We start from the raw sequence: 17,850 nt of genomic DNA on the forward strand, positions 1-17,850 counted from the left end.
CTGATCTATCATTGAATACATATATTCTTATATATGATAGCTTTGTGCAGTTTGAGGTTACATTGGCAGCTTATTTTATGAAAACAAAGGGCGAGGTCTATACCTTAAGCTTGGAAGATAAGGCGTTAATCTCCTGCGAGGGTTTTTCTGTGAATCCATCAGTATTGGTTGAAAATGTGGACGTTAGCACCATAGATTTATTGATTATCCCTGGTGGGGAAACAGATAATTTAATAGGGCAGGAGGCTCTATTAGATTTAATCAGAAGCCTGAATCGAGCAGGAAAAGTCATCGCGGGCATTTGCGGTGGGGTATCCATTCTTAAGGCTGCCGGAGTACTGGATGGTAAGGTTTATGTGGACAATGAATCTGGGGTATCTAACGTCTTTGTCGATGGAACAATCATTACCGCTAAACCGAATGGATATGTAGACTTTGCGCTTGAAATTGGGCGAATAATGAGTATCTATAAAGATGAGGTAGATTTGCAAGAAACGATAGATTTCTTTAAACATTTTAAATCCGTCTAAGGAGTAGAAGAGGGGAAACATGTATGAACGTTAGCAATATCATTATGTCCTCTTATTGGGGTAGAGAGGTTAAACATAAATATATCACCCAAGGGTCCAAAGCGCTGGCTGTTATTTTTCCGGGTAAAAATTATTCAGCTGATCGCTCTCTGCTAGATTATGCGGCTAAAGCTGCCCGGGAGCATAATTGTGATGTTCTGCTTTTAGAATATGGTTACCAGAGTGCAAGGGTGGATTTCAAACGTGAAGAAATGAGTATTATCATTGAGGAATGTAAAGCTGTGATCGCTTCTCTTCCGGATTATAAGAGATTTCTTTTTATAAGTAAAAGCATGGGCGCTGTTATTGCAGGTAGAATAGCTGAAGAGCTAGAAATACAGAAGAAGACGTCTCATCTATATATCACCCCGTTGCCTGAGGCGGTGCCGCTGATTCAGCGGAGTCGTGGTACTGTAATCTATGGCGGCAGTGACCCCTTATTTGGTCAAGAACATTCCGGTGAAATTAGTGGGCTGAATCATTTGAAGGTGTATAGAATCGATGATGCTAATCATTCGCTGGAGGTAGGCAGTGTCAATGAGTCACTAGCTATACTGTTGGTCATCATTAATTTCTATCATGAGTTTTTCCGTGATGCTTTAAATACATAACTTTAGGAGATGATGATTGTGATTTTGGAAGCTGCGATGCTGCAAGTAAAGCCTGGTTTGACTACTGAATTTGAGCAAAGCTTCAAGGAGGCGTCAAGTTTAATCTCCTCGATAGAGGGTTATATGGGCCATGAATTACAACATTGCTTGGAGGATGATCATAAGTATCTGTTGCTGGTGAAGTGGAGAACGCTTGAAGACCACACTGTTGGTTTTAGAGAATCCAGCCAATATCAGGAATGGAAAGCACTCCTTCACCATTACTACGACCCATTTCCGGTAGTTGAGCATTTTACCCGCATTAATCTGGACTAAATGGAGGATACCGAATGAAGGCGAAGCTTGTTGGGGAAGGCAGAACAGCGGAGATCTGGCAGCATGACGATCAGAGGATTCTTAAATTGTACCGGGAGGATATAGCAGAGCAACACGTCAGCCGGGAATATAAAATCAGCCGGTTTGTACATGCGCGGGGTGTTCGGACCCCTCAGCCTTTTGAGCTTATTACTGAACAGAATCGACAAGGTATCGTTTTTCAACAAATTCAGGGTCCCTCTTTACTAAAGGTGATGGGTGAGAAGCCTTGGAAAGTTACCCAATATGCCAGGCTGATGGCGGGGCTTCATTGTGATTTGCATAAGCTTGAAACTACAGAGGAAATCGGCCAGCAAAAGGATATGCTGAAAAGTCAGATCATGGTTGCCCCTATGCTGAGCGAAGAGGAAAAATCCGTCATTTTGAAGTATCTGGAGAAGCTGCCGGAAGGCACTCGTTTATGTCATGGGGATTTTCATCCCGACAATGTGCTTATGGATGAACAGCTCTGGGTGATCGACTGGATGACGGGTGTAGTGGGAGAACCTGCTGGAGATGCTGCGCGTTCCGTAGTGATGTTCAGTTTGGGAGCTATGCCTCCGGGAGCTTCTGCCTTCTCCAAATTAATGTTAGGTTTTATAAGAAAAAGATTAACTAAGGGATACATTCAAGAGTATCTCAGATTATCAGGACACACTTATGAGGACGTAGACCGCTGGATTTTGCCGATCGCGGCCGCGCGTCTGGTGGAGGGGCTTTCGCCTCCAGAGAAGGAGCTGCTGGTAAAAGAAGTTCGTAAACGTCTACACACCTTAGCCGCAGAGGTAAGCTGATCATGGCACAAAACGGAGGCGTATTCTATGACTACCTATATAGCGCTGCTGCGTGGAATTAACGTCGGCGGGAACAAAATTATTAAAATGCTGGACCTGAAGGCGATGTTTCAAGCTCTTGGATTTGCAAATGTACGAACGTATATTCAGAGCGGAAATGTCGTATTTGAGAGTGATGAAGGTTCGGTGAGCCTGCTTAGCGGAGTCATTGAACGTCAGATTCATGAGGTTTTTGGATTCGAGGTCTCTGTTATTATCCGTACTTTAGCAGAGATGGAGAACGTGATCGCTAACGATCCCTTTCAGCTCTCCGAGCCAGAGGAATTCAAAAGATGGTATGTTACTTTTTTACCAGCCGAGCCTTCAGCGGAAGCATTGGATAAACTGCGCACTTATGAGAATGGACCGGATAAGGTGCGTTTTGTCGGCAGAGAGATGTATATATTATATGAGGTCAGTGTGAGCCAATCGCCGCTTTTTAAAGTCCCGTTTGACAAAATACTCGGGATGCCCATTACCGCACGCAACTGGAACACGGTGAATAAGCTTGTTGCTATAGGCAAGATGGAATAACATAGTTTGGATTGAAAAGAGTACCGAAAGGCTCCACATTGTGGGGTCTTTTTTGCGTTCTGGCAGCCTCATTTATTCAGCAAACATTCAGCTCGCACTCATTGAGAGTTAAGGTATGGATGAAATAATACACCTACGGAAAGCTTGGGCCGGAGTTACAGAACTGCCGGCATATAGAATGATCAAGGGATAGGAGTGAAATGGAGATGAGTTTTGCTAGAAAAATAAGCTCGGATCTTATACTGTGGCTCATTTTAATACTCGCTGCTTTTTTGTACGGTTATGGAGTTTGGAATGACCACTATGTGAATACATACTACACCACTGCCGTGGGAAGTATGCTGCAAAACTTTCATAATTTCTTCTTCGCTTCACTCGACTCTGCAGGTTCAGTCACGGTGGATAAACCACCGGTCACCTTTTGGATTCAGACTCTTAGCGCGCTCATCTTCGGGCTTCATGGCTGGAGTGTAATTTTGCCTCAGGCGCTTGGGGGCGTGGGCTCCGTGTTGCTCGTATACCTTCTGGTTAAACCTACCTTTGGTAAAGCGGCAGCACGTTTAGCAGCGCTGGCCATGGCAACAACTCCAGTAGCGGCGGCTGTTAGCCGGACGAATAACATTGATGCTTTGTTAGTATTCACGTTACTGTTGGCGGTTTGGTTTTTATTTAAAGGAACGAAGAGTAATAAGCTGGGCAGTCTCCTTGCCGCATTCGCTTTAATCGGTGTTGGGTTTAATGAGAAGATGCTGCAGGCTTATATGGTTTTGCCGGCTTTTTATCTCTTTTATGTCTTGGCTGCGAAAGTGAACTGGAAGCGAAAAACTGGAGTATTAGCGGCCTCGACAGCTATATTACTCGTGGTCTCGTTATCCTGGGCAGTGATAGTGGATTCGATTCCCGCTAGTAAACGACCTTATATCGGTAGCAGCGGTACTAACTCCGTGCTCAATCTTGCCTTTGGTTATAATGGTGTCGCGCGGTTGACGGGTGATCGGGGGACAGGTGGCGGAGGTGGAATGCCTTCAATGAATGGTGGTGAGATGCCGAACATGAATGGCGAGATGCCAGCTATGAACGGTGAAAGACCCGCTATGAACGGGGCAGATGCTGAAAATGGTACGGATAGCGGACGTGGAGCATTTTCGGGTCGGCAAGGTATGAATTCAACCTCAGACAGTCAAAATGGCGCCGATGATGGAGGTTCTCCAGGGCAACCACCCGGCGGTGGAACAGATAATCAAAACCGGCAATTTGGTGGTGAAGGTGGGGGCCAAGGACAACGCAGCGGCATGAATGGCGGCGGAGGTGGAATGTTCAATACTGGAACCGCAGGTCCACTGCGCCTGTTCCAATCAGAGCTGTCAGGTCAGGCAAGCTGGATGCTGCCTTTTGTATTGTTTGGTTGTATTGGATTATTCGCTAATCTGCGGAGAAGGAACTTTACGCAAGGGCATAAAGAAGCTCTATTCTGGTTAGCATGGCTGGTACCGGTGATGGGATTCTTCAGTATTGCGGGATTCTTCCATCAATATTATCTGGTGATGATGGCTCCGCCGATAGCCGCGCTGGTCGGTGCAGGCTGGTCAAAGCTCTGGAGTCTGTATCGCGAGCACTCTGGTTGGCTGTCATGGCTATTGCCAGTTGCGACGCTGGTTACAGCAGTTTTTCAATGGTACATTATTCATCCTTATGACGATACGATTGGCAGGGGCTGGTCGATTGGCATTCTGGCTGCCGGTATAGTTGTTTCTTTGGTGCTGGTCGTTCTTAAAGGCAAGCAGAAGCCATTTGTTTTCTCGGCAAGTATTGTCGCTGTACTAGTATTGTTAATTGGCCCGCTCTACTGGGCAGCTACCCCAATTACTTATGGCCTGAATAGCCAAACCCCTGAAGCAGGACCAGGGAGCAGTGAGGGCAGAGGAGGAATGGGCGGCAATTCTAGCAACTTTGGGCGTAATAGCGCCACAAGTGCGAATGAGAGTCTGCTGTCCTATCTGGAGGAAAATAATACTGGGGAGCCTTATCTGTTTGCCGTATTGGATTATGGCACAGCAGCTCCTTATATCGTCGATAAGGGGGTATCGGTTGTTATTCTGAACGGATTTTCCAACTCAGACACAGTGTATACCACAGATACCCTAAAGGCGTTAGTAGAGAGTGGCAAGGTGAAATACTTCCTGCTGAGCAGCGGCGGTATGGGTGGTGGACGTGGAGGGAATTCTACGCTATCTACCTGGATTACCGACAATGGCACAGAGGTTCCAGCAGCGGATTGGGCAGGAAACGACGCTGGCAACAGCGGAACGTTATACAAAGTTACAGTTAACTAGTTCAGTGTTTTAGGATACGAAGCGTGCTAATACATTTGCAGGCACGCTTCAGCATTCAAATTAAAGGAGGAGCTGCTCATGAGTATCAACGTGCGCTATTCCATTATTATACCGATGTTTAATGAAGAGGCAGTCATTCAGGAAACGTATCGTCGTATTAAAAAAGTGATGGCAATGACGGAGGAAGTATATGAGCTGATCTTCGTGAATGACGGCAGCACAGACAACTGTGCCCAGATGATCGAGGAATATAGCTATTGGGATGAGAGTGTGAAGCTGATCGATTTGTCACGTAACTTTGGACATCAGATCGCTATTACTGCCGGAATGGACTATGCCCTTGGGGATGCAGTTGTCATTATTGATGCTGATTTGCAAGACCCGCCTGAATTGATCTTGGACATGATTGCAGAATGGAAGAAGGGGTATGAAGTTGTATATGCTAAACGGGTGAAGCGAAACGGTGAATCCTTATTCAAAAAGTGGACGGCCAGCCTGTTTTATAGAATTCTGCGTTATTCAACCGATATTTCTATCCCTGTGGATACAGGTGATTTTCGGCTCATAGATCGTAGGGTTTGCGAAGAGCTCAAACGTCTACCGGAGAAAAACCGTTTCGTACGCGGACTGGTCAGCTGGGTTGGTTTCCGTCAGAAGGCGATTGAATATGAACGGGATGAACGTCTGACGGGGGAAACAAAATATCCACTAAAACGTATGATCAAGCTCTCTTTGGACGGAATCACCTCCTTTTCTTATAAGCCGCTGAAGCTGGCAGGATATTTGGGCGCACTGCTGTCGGCTTCTGGTTTTCTGTACCTTATGTATGTATTGTACCTGGTAATTTTTACAGACTCAGTCGTTAAGGGCTGGGCTTCGATGATTGGAATTACGCTGACCTTTAATGGCTTCGTACTCATTATGCTAGGAATACTAGGTGAGTATATCGGCCGGATTTATGATGAAACTAAGGGACGTCCGCTTTATATTGTCCAAGAGTTCTATGAAGGTAAGGGGCAGCAAAAGAATGTTCGTGAGCACCCTGTGACCCATCTCCGTAAATAAACTGCAAGGGAGGGATTCCTGATGAAGATTAGAAAAGCTGTCATTCCCGCCGCGGGCTTAGGCACTCGTTTCCTGCCTGCAACTAAGGCTCAGCCAAAAGAAATGCTGCCCATTGTGGATAAACCAGCGATTCAATATATCGTAGAGGAAGCCGTTCGGTCTGGTATTGAAAGTATTATCATCGTGACCGGCCGTAATAAGAAGTCGATTGAAGATCATTTTGATAAATCGGTGGAGCTGGAGCAGACGCTTTTGGAAAAAGGGAAAGAGGATCTACTTCGTGAAGTCCAGCTAATTAGTGAGCTAGCGAGCATCCATTACATTAGGCAAAAGGAGCCGCTGGGACTAGGCCATGCCATCCTTTGTGCGGAACAATTTATCGGTGATGAACCTTTTGCTGTTCTGCTTGGTGACGATATTATGGTTTCGGAGGACCCGGCGCTGCTGCAGATGATGAGATTGTATGAGCAAGATGAGCAGACTATCGTCGGTGTGCAGCAGGTGCCACGGCAGGAGGTTAACAAATATGGGATTATAGCCTCCAGCGGCTCACTAAATGGAGTTCATGAAGTAAAAGGATTGGTAGAGAAGCCCTCGCCTGAAACAGCTCCTTCAGAATACGCCATTATGGGGCGATACATTTTGGAGCCTTCGATATTCACAGTGCTGGCTAACCTCGAACGTGGAGCGGGCGGTGAATATCAACTGACGGATGCTTTGCACGAGGTATGCCGGCATGAAGGATTGCTGGCGCTCGATTTAATCGGCAAGCGTTATGATATTGGTGATAAATTCGGTTACATTAAGGCCACGCTGGAGGTAGGTTTGATGCGGGAGGATTTGCGCCCATTATTGGTTCCGTATTTGCAGGAGCTGGCTGCTAGTCTTAAGGGAAGAGAAGAAGAAGTGGACTCCTTGCATCGGAGTATACACAGTTGAGGGAGAGGAACTGTTTCAAATGATCATAACATCGGCTTTGGCGGTGGCATGAGGTTTTGAAGCAGTTTTCTTGCGTGTGGTGTTCAACGGGCAAGTGAGGGACGAGCAAATAGGTGTACTTTATACAATTAAAAGTATGGGGGACAGCTGCAAATCGATTTAGTTGCACTTGATACATCTATATCTTCACATTTTAGCTAGAATGCTCATTTAGCCTGTTTTTAGTTGCATAAAATACACTTAAAACAGCCGTGTGGGTGTTATTGTTTGAAATAGCTGCATCAAGTGCAGTTATTTTTAAATCTCGTAACTTGGTTCTCCTTGGTGACGAAAAAATCCGGAAGACCGATTCCTAAGAATCATCCTCCGGATTATGATTTGAGTACTGAAGATTAAGCTTTCAACACATCATGATCAACGTAACGCGCGCCATTTAACTCGCTAATTACATTAATAGCTACCTTCGCACCATCGCCTGCGGTAATAATGGCATGTACACTTACTCCAGCAACAGTACCAGCAGCCCAAATACCAGCGATATTCGTTTTGCCTTCAGCATCAACGGCTACTACAGTTTTGATTCTTGGCTCTGTACCATCCTTAGTCTCTACGCCAGCTTTGGCAGCTAGATCTGTAAGGGCGCCTGTGGCAAGAATAACATGTTTTGCTTCATAGATAATTCCATCTTCAGTTTCAATGACAAAACCATTGCCGCTGGAGGTGAGGTTGATAGCCTGCTCGGAAACCAGCTCAGCGCCAAATTTAACGGCTTGCTTATGCCCAGTTTCGACCAGCTCAGGACCACCTACTTCGGAAATTCCATAAAAGTTCTCAAACCAACCTCTGCGGGTCATGCCCTTATCGTTGTCGATCAGCAGCGTTTTTTTGCCCGCCTTGGCGGCGAACAGGGCTGCGCTTGCACCGGCAGGACCGGCGCCAATTACGGCGATTTCGTACATGTATTTACCTCCTAAAAGTTTTGTGGAGCGATGCTCCTTAGAATGGACTACATAGCAAAACTGGCAACGAAAGCATACGCTTGGTTTTGTGGAGCAAAACTGGCAACGAAAGCATACGCTTAAGTTTTGTGGAGCGATGCTCCAGTTCCTCTTAATTATAACGGTTGTTACTGTTCCTTGGCTAATCCTTCCTCACAAGGCAGGCTGACCGTAAATGTTGTCCCCTCGCCGACGGTGCTATTTACACTAATCTTGCCGTGATGCGCCTCGACAATAGATTTTGTGATAGAGAGGCCTAAACCTGATCCTCCATATTTACGTGTGCGAGAGGAGTCACTGCGGTAGAATCGATCAAAGATATGTGGGATATGCTCTGCGGGAATTCCGCAGCCATTATCCCGCACGCTTAAGAGAGCCTGATTTCCTGCGGCTTGTAAAGAGAGATGAATGCTGCCTGCCGCGGCATCGGTATGCTGAACTGCATTGTGGAACAGATTCAGAATCACCTGCTTGAGCTTATAGGGATCATATTTACCACGGATACCATAGGAGATATCAAAAGTAACTTTACGTTGATCTGCGAGCAAAAGCAGATGAGGCTTCATTTCGTGAATTACCTCGCTGAGAATCAGGTCAGTCATCTGCAGCTGTGGAGCTCCATCCATTCGAGCGAGCAGTAGCAGATCCTCGACCAGCTTATTGATCCGTTTCGATTCACCATGCATGCTTCGCAACGAGTTATATAACTGTTCTTTATTATCGGCGGCGCCCCGCAGCAAGACCTCAAGAAAACCGTGTATTGAGGTAAGCGGAGTTCTAAGCTCGTGAGAAGCATCGGCAGCGAACCTGCGCATCTGCTCCTTGGCCTCCCGTTCATTATGAAAGGATATTTCGAGACGTTCGAGCATACCATTGAATGAATGAGCAAGCTTGTCGATCTCGGCCTGTCCTTGGTCAACTGGAAACCGAATGTCCAAATTACCGGCATTAATGATCTCAGCCGATTCTCCCATATTAGAAAGAGGAACTAACGTCTTTCGCAGGGCCGGCAAGTATAGGAATAATCCAGTCAATAAAGCAATCACTGACAAACCTGCGTAGATCAGCAGCTGCTGCATAATCACATCCGTTAATGGCCCCGTGCTCACACTCATTTGCAGCAGCAATCTAGTATTTCCAGGCCTATAAAGATTCATGAATATGGCTAGATGTTCAGTGCCGTCTTCAGCTTGGATGAGCTTGTAATTTCCTGTTGCCCTATCTGTGGTGTGAATCAGCAGCGCATCGTATTGCTCATTGGTCAACCTGGGTGCTGCTATATCTGAGAGGGTCAATTGCTGTAAATCCCTGAAGGTGCCATCCGAGCTGTACATGGCGAGAGTTGTATGGGCATCAAGCAGAAGCGGACGCCGGTTCTCGCCAGTTCGCAGCCCACTTGGCATTTTATTCATGTCTTCTCTTTCCATCGGGAAATTGCTGTTAAACTCGTTGTTCGTGTCATTTATACCTGTGGTGTCCTCGTCATAGGAATTAAAAAAGTTGAAAAACATCTCACGGGGGACAGAACGTATTTGCGCTTCCATAGACTCCGCTCTATTGCTGTATATAAAATCTCGCATAAGGATATATTGTAAGACTCCAATTAGCAGCAGCAATCCTGATAGAATGAGCAACGATGTGGCAAGCAGCTGTTTACGCAGGGAACGTGGTGCAGGTAGTCTGCGAAGCCATCTGAAGATGGGAGTGCTCATAGATCCACCCGGTAGCCTGCGCCCCGCAGGGTACGGATAATACGGTGCTCCTTATCTCCGAGCTTCTCACGAAGCGAACGGATATAGACCTCAACAATATTTTCCTCACCGCCAAAATCATAGCCCCACACTTTATCAAGAATCATAGGCTTGCTGAGTACAAGGCCGTGATTGATAACGAGATACTGTAATAACTCGTATTCCGTAGGGGATAGTTCAAGTACTTCCTCCCTGAAGCGAATTTCCTTTCGCCGGCTGTCAATTCGGAAAGGACCGCAGCGGACCTCACCTAGCAGCCCCGGAAACTGATTCCGCAGCCGCGCTTGGATCCGCGCTAGTAATTCATCAAAGCTGAAGGGCTTGACCATATAGTCGTCAGCACCAATAGATAGTCCTTTTACGCGATCATCCACTTCGTCTTTTGCAGTAAGCATGATGACAGCTACCTCTGTCTCTTCCGAGCGCAGATAGTGACATACCTCGAATCCATCCATACCCGGCATCATAACATCCAGGATAGCTACATGGGGCTTGAATTCAGCTGCAATTGAAATGGCGCTTAGCCCGTCCGACGCGGTTCTTACTTCAAAACCTTCATTAAGGAGACCCAGTTCCAGGAACTGTAATATATGAGGCTCATCATCTACGAGCAGAAGTCGAACTCCTTGTACTGCTTTCATCATAGGTTCCTCCAAATCGGTGATAGATAGCTTCATTATGCCATATCCGGTTGAATGTTTGCTGAAGACCGGAGGATACTTTTTCTAGAATAAATGAGCGAATTTCTTTCACATGGCTTTAAATTGGTTAATCTAGTTATAAGGAATATTAACGTGTTTAATGACAAACAGGGTTAAAAATTCCGGATTTTCGGAATTGCGATAAAGGGTTTTGACGAAGAATATAGAACACTTTACAATAAGGATAATCTCCTGATTCAGGCTCCTGATTTTGGAGAATGCTCTCCCTATTTTAGGTTAGATCATCCGAACGTGTAAAATTTCCTTCCTCGTTTTTTCAACTTTGTCATCTTCCTATCAAGGCTCATTTCTTTCTGGTGTATTTCTTTTCTAATTCACTTCTTTCTGGAATTCTGTTCATTCATCCTAGGTTTGCTGAACTTTATATTACCCATAAGTCAAGGGAGGCTTTTCCATGAAGAAAAAAGAAATGGTAGCCATGCTATTGGCTGGAGGCCAAGGCAAAAGATTGAAAGGTTTAACCAAATCGCTTGCCAAGCCCGCTGTCTATTTTGGGGGCACTTATCGGATCATCGACTTTCCTTTAAGTAACTGCTCCAATTCGGGTATTGATACTGTCGGTGTATTGACACAGTATGAGCCACTTATACTACATTCTTACATCGGAGTAGGCAGTGATTGGGATTTGAACCGTAAGAATGGTGGAGTATTCGTATTGCCACCGCATGAACGTGAGAATGGAAGCAGCTGGTATCGGGGAACAGCCGATGCGATTTATCGAAATCTTAAATTTGTAGATCAGTTCGACCCCGAGCATGTCCTTATTCTATCCGGTGATCACATTTATAAAATGGATTATCATGCTATGCTGCAATACCACAAGGAGAGAAACGCAGATTGCACGATTTCTGTGATTGACGTTCCGCTGGAGGAAGCAAGTCGATTTGGAATCTTAAATACGGAGGACGATCTGAAAATTTACGAATTTGAGGAAAAGCCTGCACAGCCAAAAAGCACGCTAGCTTCTATGGGTGTGTACATCTTTAAATGGGAAATTCTCCGCAAGCATTTACTGGAGGACGGAGAGAATATAGGATCATCTCACGATTTTGGTAAAGATATCATTCCTTTGATGCTGGAAGACGGGAACTCTTTATTTGCGTACCCTTTTGAAGGGTATTGGAGAGACGTTGGTACGGTAGCAAGCCTGTGGGAAGCGAATATGGATTTACTGAGCGATAATCCACCGCTTAATCTAAATGATCCCAGCTGGCGCATATTTACACGCAATCCGAATCAACCTGCCCAATATGTCGCACCTGGGGCGAAAGTGTCAGGATGCATTATTAATGAAGGCTGCATTGTGCATGGTGAAGTGAAGCACTCGGTTCTTTTTTATGGCGTAGAAGTAGGTGAAGGCAGTGTGATTACGGACTCCGTAATTATGCCTAAGGTTAAGATTGGTAAGAACGTACGCATTCATAAAGCGATTATTAGTGAGAATACGGTAATCGACGATTATATGGAAATAGGCATCGAGCGGGAGAACGAGAACGAAATTCTGCTGATCGACAATAAAAGCAAGAAACGTAAATCAGCTGTGGCCAAAACCATATAATCAAGCTAAAACGCCTTTGGCGTCCTTCTAGGGACGGTAAGCGTTTATGCGAGATTTATAAGGATAAAGTATATAGTGAAACTTATACTTTCTTATAAATTATAAGAGGACGGTGGATTCCGATGAAGCAACTCATGGGTGTAATTAATCTGGATCATGAACTCGATAAACTAAATGAACTCACTTATTTCCGCTGTGGTGCAGCCGTACCTTTTGCCAGTCGTTATCGGTTGATAGATTTTGTGCTTTCCAATATGATGCGTGCGGATCTGGAGAGTGTGGGCCTGTTTGTTCGCCGTAAATACCGTTCTTTAATGGACCATTTGGGTGACGGGAAATCTTGGGATATGAATCGCAAGCATGGGGGACTATTTATTTTGCCTCCGGACTGGAATGATCCCACCGATACTTCTCTTGGCGACCTTCAGCATTATCATAATAATCTGGATCTTTTTAAACGGGGATCTGCTAAATATATTGTGTTTTCCGGTAGCCAGCATATTAATACTATCGATCTCCAGGACTTGTACAGCTATCATTTGGAGAAGGGTGCCGACGTTACAGTAGTATACAAAAAAATAGAGCAGTTGCAGCCAGAACATGAGTTATGCCAGCGTATTGAAGTGGACGAAGAGAATAATGTGACCAATATCCATCATGAGAAGGATCATCCCAATTTATATCTCGATATCTTCATTATGGAGAAAAAACTGTTCCTGGAGCAGGTGGAACATTGCATTGCACATGGTGAGAGTTATTTTTTCCGTGATGTGATTCAGAAAAACCGCCATAAATTCAAAATCGCTGCTTATGAATATCATGGCTATCATGCCGTAATTAATTCATTGGAAAGCTATTATAAGAATAGTCTGGAGCTGCTTCAGCAGGAGAATTACTTTAGTCTGTTCAAAGAAAGTCCCGTGCAGACGAAGATTAAATATGAGGCTCCTACCCGATATTTAGAAAGCGCAAATGTCAGCAATTCACTGGTGGCTAACGGCTGCATTATAGCTGGAACGGTGGAGAACAGCGTGATCTTTCGTGGGGTTCAGGTACGTAAAGGAGCGAAGATCATCAATTCTGTAATTATGCAGAAGTGCATTATAGAGGAAGATGCTGTTATTGAGAATGTGATCATGGATAAAGACGTACATTTAAGTAAGAATCGAATTCTCGTCGGGGATAGTAAACGTCCGTTCGTCATCGCCAAGAGCAGCAAAATATAAACCAACTGGATTAGATGAAACGAAACAGTATAACCTATCTGATCTATAGGCATAGTCTAATGCATCCCTAAAAAAAGCTTTTGTCAGGAGGAACCTGCTGTTGTTTAACGATAAAGAAACTTTCAAACAGGTGTTTCGCGAGACGCTCATCAGTAAATTGGGCAAACCTTTGGAGGAAGCCTCTAATGCTGATGTCTATAAAATATTAGGCAACATGATTCGCGAGAATGCCGGGAAAAATTGGGCGGATACCAATCAAAAGTACAAGACGGATAAGGATAAGCAGGTATACTATTTTTCTATGGAGTTTCTGATCGGAAGACTTCTGGGGAACAATCTGCTGAATATGGGCGTGCTGGAGGTCGTGCGTGAGGGATTGGCCGATCTTGGTTTCTCGCTGCAGGATATTGAGGAGGTAGAAGCCGACGCTGGGCTTGGCAATGGAGGACTTGGACGTCTAGCTGCTTGTTTCTTGGATTCACTGGCCTCCCTGCAATATGCGGGGCATGGTTGCGGTATACGTTATAAATACGGCTTGTTCGAGCAGAAAATCGTTGACGGGTATCAGGTGGAACTGCCCGATTACTGGCTGCAAAATGATAATGTATGGGAAGTGCGTCGTGAAGACAAGCAGGTAGAAGTAAGGTTCTGGGGCGTGATTGAGACTCGCGAGGAGAACGGGCGGCTTATCTTTGAGCATAGTCAATATGAGGCCGTTCGTGCAGTTCCGTATGATGTGCCTATCATTGGTGCAGATCGGCGGCATGTGAATACACTGCGCAACTGGAGTGCGGAGTCCATCACTCAGCCAGCGAGAACATTTGGCTCTTTTGCGGGTTCAGACTATCATAAATTCCTGGAATATAAGCGTTCCGTAGAATCCATCTCGGAGTTTCTGTATCCGGATGATTCACAATACGAAGGCAAGCTGTTGCGGTTGAAGCAGCAATACTTCCTCTGCAGTGCTGGCCTGCAAAGTATTCTGCGAACCTTTGGAAAGCTTGGACTCCCTATACAATCGTTGCCCGACAAGGTTGCACTTCATATCAATGATACACATCCGACGCTTGTAATCCCTGAATTGCTGCGGATTCTGATGGATGTACATGGATTAGGATGGGATGAGGCGTGGAGTATTACAACTCGTATGGTGTCCTATACTAATCATACGATCTTGAGCGAAGCGCTGGAGAAATGGCCTATTCAAATGGTCAGGGACTTGCTTCCACGTATTTTTCTTATTATTGAAGAGATCAATGCCCGCTTCTGCGGCGAGCTGATGAGCCGTTATCCCGGTGATCAGGACCGGATTTCACAGATGGCGATTATTCATGACGATCAGGTTCGCATGGCCCATCTGGCGATTGTGGCGAGCCATAGTGTCAATGGGGTAGCGGCGCTGCATACAGAAATATTGATGAAACGCGAAATGCGGCTCTTTAATGAAATGTACCCGCACCGCTTCAATAATAAGACGAATGGGATTACTCACCGGCGTTGGCTGATGCATGCCAATCCGGATCTGGCTAACCTAATCAATCAATCGATAGGAACCCGCTGGATGAGCCATCCGCAAGAGATGATTGGCTTGATTAAATATTGTGAGGATGCTTCCTTCCAAGAACAAGTGGCCAGCATTAAACGGCGGAATAAGCTCAAGTTGGCTGAATACATCTACAGCAAGCATTCGGTACATGTAGACCCCGACTCTATTTTTGATGTTCAGGTGAAGCGCCTGCATGCTTATAAGCGGCAGCTGCTTAATATTTTGCATATTCTGCATATGTACAACCAAATCAAAGATAATCCTTCGATGGATATGGTACCGCGCACGTTTATATTCGGAGCAAAGGCGGCACCAAGCTATCATTTGGCGAAACGAATTATCAAGCTGATCAATACTGTGGCAGAAGCTGTCAACAAAGATCCGGATGTTAGAGGCAAGATTCGTATCTTTTTCCTTGAGAATTATTCAGTATCTTTGGCCGAGAAAATCATTCCTGCTGCGGATATTAGTGAACAGATCTCTACTGCGAGTAAAGAGGCCTCCGGCACGGGGAATATGAAGTTTATGATGAACGGTGCATTGACCGTAGGTACGATGGACGGCGCTAACGTGGAAATGCATGAGATGGTAGGGGACAACAATATGTTCCTGTTCGGTCTTCGTGCTGAGCAGGTAATGGATTATTATCAGCATGGCGGCTATCACGCACGTGATATCTACAATGGGGATAGTCGTGTGAAGGAAGTATTGGATCAGTTGGTTAATCCGGGACCTATATGCTGTCATGGTGCGGAGTTTGAGACCATTTTCCATTCTCTTTTGGATAATAACGATGAATTCTTTGTACTTAAGGATTTCGCAAGTTATGTCGAGACTCATGTCGAGATTGACCGGGCATACCGCAACCGTCAGGAATGGCTGAAGAAGTCTATTATAAATATTGGTCATTCCGGTAAATTCTCTAGCGATAATACGATTAGCCGCTACGCCGCGGAGATTTGGAATATCAGTCCGGTACGGCTATAGGCTCAACAAGATTAGGCTGTCTTATAAGTAGGAGATTCCTACAAATGAGACAGCCTATTTCTTATGCTTTATAAGGCAGAGCTGCTTTAGATAACTTCCGATACCAGGGCAGCGAACCGCTCTAGGAACCGGCGTTCCTCATCATCAAAACGATCTTTCAGCGGACTGTCGATATCGAGTACGCCAAGCAAACGATCATCCTTGATCAGCGGGACAACAATTTCGCTGTTTGAAGCGGCGTCACAGGCGATATGTCCCGGGAATGCATGGACATCTCCAACTACTAGCGTGCGTCGTTCCGCAGCAGCCGTTCCGCAGACTCCACGAGACAACGGGATGCGGATGCAGGCAGGAAGACCTTGGAAAGGTCCGAGCACAAGCTCCTTGCCATCAAATAAATAAAAACCGGCCCAATTCGTATCCGGCATAGCGTGTTTAAGCAGTGCCGAAGCATTGGCCAGGTTGGCCGTAGCACTTGGTTCGTCCTTTACTAATGCTTCTAGTTGGATTAGAACCGCTTCAAACTGCTCGTTGCGTGTTCCATCGTAAGGCATAGCTTGAAACATGAAGCATCACCTTCCTGTACTTTAAATTCAAATATGAACTCCTAACTGTAATTATCAACATAGTACAGCTAGACATGATACGTCAAGCGACAATACCAATCTGTAACAATATGGAATGTTCCTTGAAGTCCATGAAATGCGCAACAGCCACAATAATGTTTCCGAGGATCGGTCAGAGGGTAATGCTAGTATAAATACCGAAGGCTATATAGCCGGAAGAGGTGGAATATGCGCGCTGATGTACAGAACTTGTTCATAGGAATTCATATGCTTTATTGTGCACGGGATAAAGATGTGACGATCTCAGAGATGCTGCTCGGACTTGAAGATCTGGGGTATCGTGTAGGAGAACGCGAAGTGAAACAGGAATTGGAAAAGCTGACACTGGACAACTTTCTGACTGCCCATACCGAAGGGTACAGTATTACGGGGACTGGAATTGAAGAGTTCAAGGATATTCGAGCCAAACTTCAGGTGTTATGCAGTGAAGTTATTCATGAAGCGGAATGAAATCATTGTAGTTAAGTTTAATAAAAAGCGTCTGTATTAAGGGAGTGTATGCCCCCTGATGCAGACGTCTTTTTATGTTAACGCGTAGAATTTGTTCTTTTCAATGTTAAAGAATTTAGAACTTTTATCTTAAGGATATACTCTTGAATGATGTATAATTGATAAGTTGAAGGGGGGCAGAGATTTGTATATCTGCAATGGAGTGATACCCACACTGGTCGGCAGTAGATTGAAGCTGTGCGCTATGACTACTGAGCATGCTTCAGCATTATATCAGATCTGGTCTCATCCAGAGGTCACCCGCTGGCTGGGGGCTCCAGCATTATCCTCTATAGAAGAGACTAAGCAACTGATTGCTTTTTTATTACAGATGGCTCAGGAAGAGGAGAGCTTGCGCTGGAGTATTGTAGGACCCGAAGGTGAAGTTATAGGGAGCTGCGGTTATAACTATTGGCAGTTGCAGGGAGCTTACCGCGGGGAAATTGGCTGCGATCTGGCGCCTGCCTTTTGGGGACTTGGATATATGAAAGAAGCGCTTGGTTTAGTGCTCGACTTCGGCTTTAATAGGATGGGGCTGAATCGGATAGAAGCGCTGTGTCATCCTGATAATAATCGTGCGGAGAGGCTGGTTCAAACGCTCGGCTTTCAGAAGGAAGGTATACTGCGTCAATATCGCCAGACACCTTCCGGCTTTCAGGATGTGACCCTACATGCGCTTCTACGTGGGGAATGGGAATGATTTTATTAC

Annotated in this window: 17 protein-coding genes; 13 read left to right on the top strand and 4 right to left on the bottom strand. The window is 45.4% G+C overall.

The features are described 5' to 3' along the window. The first annotated feature begins 11 nt into the window (after positions 1-11). The 8 genes from NSQ50_RS02840 to galU all read left to right on the top strand — a co-directional run bounded on the left by NSQ50_RS02840 (position 12) and on the right by galU (position 7,238). A complete protein-coding gene (locus NSQ50_RS02840) occupies positions 12-530 on the top strand; it encodes a DJ-1/PfpI family protein (protein ID WP_076223369.1) in 519 nt (172 codons plus the stop codon). Between the two features lie 23 nt (positions 531-553). Then, positions 554-1,180 carry an alpha/beta hydrolase gene (locus NSQ50_RS02845; RefSeq protein WP_036676765.1) on the top strand — a complete coding sequence of 209 codons (627 nt, stop codon included), beginning with the start codon at positions 554-556 and terminating at the stop codon, positions 1,178-1,180. Between the two features lie 18 nt (positions 1,181-1,198). Beyond that, entirely contained in the window at positions 1,199-1,495 is a 297-nt protein-coding gene (locus NSQ50_RS02850; RefSeq protein WP_036676767.1) for an antibiotic biosynthesis monooxygenase family protein, read from the top strand. A 14-nt stretch (positions 1,496-1,509) separates the two neighbouring features. Beyond that, positions 1,510-2,328, top strand: a complete 819-nt coding sequence (locus NSQ50_RS02855) for a phosphotransferase family protein (RefSeq protein WP_038568584.1) — start codon at positions 1,510-1,512, stop codon at positions 2,326-2,328. Between the two features lie 27 nt (positions 2,329-2,355). Then, positions 2,356-2,901 (top strand): DUF1697 domain-containing protein, encoded by a 546-nt coding sequence (locus NSQ50_RS02860; RefSeq protein ID WP_036676770.1) that lies wholly within the window; start codon positions 2,356-2,358, stop codon positions 2,899-2,901. Between the two features lie 206 nt (positions 2,902-3,107). Next, positions 3,108-5,234, top strand: a complete 2,127-nt coding sequence (locus NSQ50_RS02865) for a glycosyltransferase family 39 protein (RefSeq protein WP_076223367.1) — start codon at positions 3,108-3,110, stop codon at positions 5,232-5,234. A 78-nt stretch (positions 5,235-5,312) separates the two neighbouring features. Further along, a complete protein-coding gene (locus tag NSQ50_RS02870) occupies positions 5,313-6,299 on the top strand; it encodes a glycosyltransferase family 2 protein (RefSeq protein ID WP_076223364.1) in 987 nt (328 codons plus the stop codon). A gap of 18 nt (positions 6,300-6,317) precedes the next feature. After that, positions 6,318-7,238: a UTP--glucose-1-phosphate uridylyltransferase GalU gene (gene galU / locus NSQ50_RS02875; protein WP_218641097.1), complete on the top strand. Its 921-nt coding sequence runs from the start codon at positions 6,318-6,320 to the stop codon at positions 7,236-7,238. Positions 7,239-7,630: 392 nt separating this feature from the next. Here the strand turns inward: galU and NSQ50_RS02880 are convergent, their stop codons facing one another. The 3 genes from NSQ50_RS02880 to NSQ50_RS02890 all read right to left on the bottom strand — a co-directional run bounded on the left by NSQ50_RS02880 (position 7,631) and on the right by NSQ50_RS02890 (position 10,628). Next, the gene (locus NSQ50_RS02880; protein WP_036676776.1) at positions 7,631-8,197 is read right to left on the bottom strand and encodes an FAD-dependent oxidoreductase; all 567 of its coding nucleotides are present in this window, start codon (positions 8,195-8,197) and stop codon (positions 7,631-7,633) included. 167 nt (positions 8,198-8,364) lie between these two features. Continuing rightward, positions 8,365-9,948, bottom strand: a complete 1,584-nt coding sequence (locus NSQ50_RS02885; protein ID WP_076141868.1) for a sensor histidine kinase — start codon at positions 9,946-9,948, stop codon at positions 8,365-8,367. Then, positions 9,945-10,628 carry a response regulator transcription factor gene (locus tag NSQ50_RS02890; protein WP_038568592.1) on the bottom strand — a complete coding sequence of 228 codons (684 nt, stop codon included), beginning with the start codon at positions 10,626-10,628 and terminating at the stop codon, positions 9,945-9,947. The genes NSQ50_RS02885 and NSQ50_RS02890 overlap by 4 nt, the downstream gene beginning before the upstream one ends. A 475-nt stretch (positions 10,629-11,103) precedes the next feature. Between NSQ50_RS02890 and NSQ50_RS02895 the strand changes: the two genes are divergently transcribed. From NSQ50_RS02895 to NSQ50_RS02905, 3 genes are all read left to right on the top strand, one after another. Beyond that, entirely contained in the window at positions 11,104-12,267 is a 1,164-nt protein-coding gene (locus tag NSQ50_RS02895; protein WP_038568594.1) for a glucose-1-phosphate adenylyltransferase, read from the top strand. A 122-nt stretch (positions 12,268-12,389) separates the two neighbouring features. After that, positions 12,390-13,493, top strand: a complete 1,104-nt coding sequence (gene glgD / locus NSQ50_RS02900) for a glucose-1-phosphate adenylyltransferase subunit GlgD (RefSeq protein ID WP_036676786.1) — start codon at positions 12,390-12,392, stop codon at positions 13,491-13,493. 100 nt (positions 13,494-13,593) lie between these two features. Next, positions 13,594-16,026 carry a glycogen/starch/alpha-glucan phosphorylase gene (locus tag NSQ50_RS02905; protein ID WP_038568597.1) on the top strand — a complete coding sequence of 811 codons (2,433 nt, stop codon included), beginning with the start codon at positions 13,594-13,596 and terminating at the stop codon, positions 16,024-16,026. A gap of 86 nt (positions 16,027-16,112) precedes the next feature. On the opposite strand, the gene NSQ50_RS02910 is transcribed toward NSQ50_RS02905, so the two are convergent. Next, entirely contained in the window at positions 16,113-16,592 is a 480-nt protein-coding gene (locus NSQ50_RS02910; RefSeq protein WP_036676791.1) for a GAF domain-containing protein, read from the bottom strand. 228 nt (positions 16,593-16,820) lie between these two features. Here NSQ50_RS02910 and NSQ50_RS02915 point away from each other — a divergent pair, with 228 nt between their 5' ends. Beyond that, a complete protein-coding gene (locus NSQ50_RS02915) occupies positions 16,821-17,102 on the top strand; it encodes a hypothetical protein (protein ID WP_036676794.1) in 282 nt (93 codons plus the stop codon). 184 nt (positions 17,103-17,286) lie between these two features. Further along, on the top strand, positions 17,287-17,841 hold the full coding sequence (locus NSQ50_RS02920) for a GNAT family N-acetyltransferase (protein WP_076105960.1): 555 nt from the start codon (positions 17,287-17,289) through the stop codon (positions 17,839-17,841). Positions 17,842-17,850: the final 9 nt, after the last annotated feature.

Source organism: Paenibacillus sp. FSL R10-2788 (genome assembly GCF_038003885.1).
GTDB lineage: Bacteria > Bacillota > Bacilli > Paenibacillales > Paenibacillaceae > Paenibacillus_AQ > Paenibacillus_AQ odorifer.

Coding starts and splice junctions, on each gene's coding strand:
- NSQ50_RS02865 (WP_076223367.1), top strand. CDS start 3,108: ATGAGTTTTGCTAGAAAAATAAGCTCGGATCTTATACTGTGGCTCATT.
- NSQ50_RS02855 (WP_038568584.1), top strand. CDS start 1,510: ATGAAGGCGAAGCTTGTTGGGGAAGGCAGAACAGCGGAGATCTGGCAG.
- NSQ50_RS02890 (WP_038568592.1), bottom strand. CDS start 10,628: ATGAAAGCAGTACAAGGAGTTCGACTTCTGCTCGTAGATGATGAGCCT.
- NSQ50_RS02910 (WP_036676791.1), bottom strand. CDS start 16,592: ATGTTTCAAGCTATGCCTTACGATGGAACACGCAACGAGCAGTTTGAA.
- NSQ50_RS02870 (WP_076223364.1), top strand. CDS start 5,313: ATGAGTATCAACGTGCGCTATTCCATTATTATACCGATGTTTAATGAA.
- NSQ50_RS02885 (WP_076141868.1), bottom strand. CDS start 9,948: ATGAGCACTCCCATCTTCAGATGGCTTCGCAGACTACCTGCACCACGT.
- NSQ50_RS02880 (WP_036676776.1), bottom strand. CDS start 8,197: ATGTACGAAATCGCCGTAATTGGCGCCGGTCCTGCCGGTGCAAGCGCA.
- NSQ50_RS02845 (WP_036676765.1), top strand. CDS start 554: ATGAACGTTAGCAATATCATTATGTCCTCTTATTGGGGTAGAGAGGTT.
- NSQ50_RS02915 (WP_036676794.1), top strand. CDS start 16,821: ATGCGCGCTGATGTACAGAACTTGTTCATAGGAATTCATATGCTTTAT.
- glgD (WP_036676786.1), top strand. CDS start 12,390: ATGAAGCAACTCATGGGTGTAATTAATCTGGATCATGAACTCGATAAA.
- NSQ50_RS02895 (WP_038568594.1), top strand. CDS start 11,104: ATGAAGAAAAAAGAAATGGTAGCCATGCTATTGGCTGGAGGCCAAGGC.
- NSQ50_RS02860 (WP_036676770.1), top strand. CDS start 2,356: ATGACTACCTATATAGCGCTGCTGCGTGGAATTAACGTCGGCGGGAAC.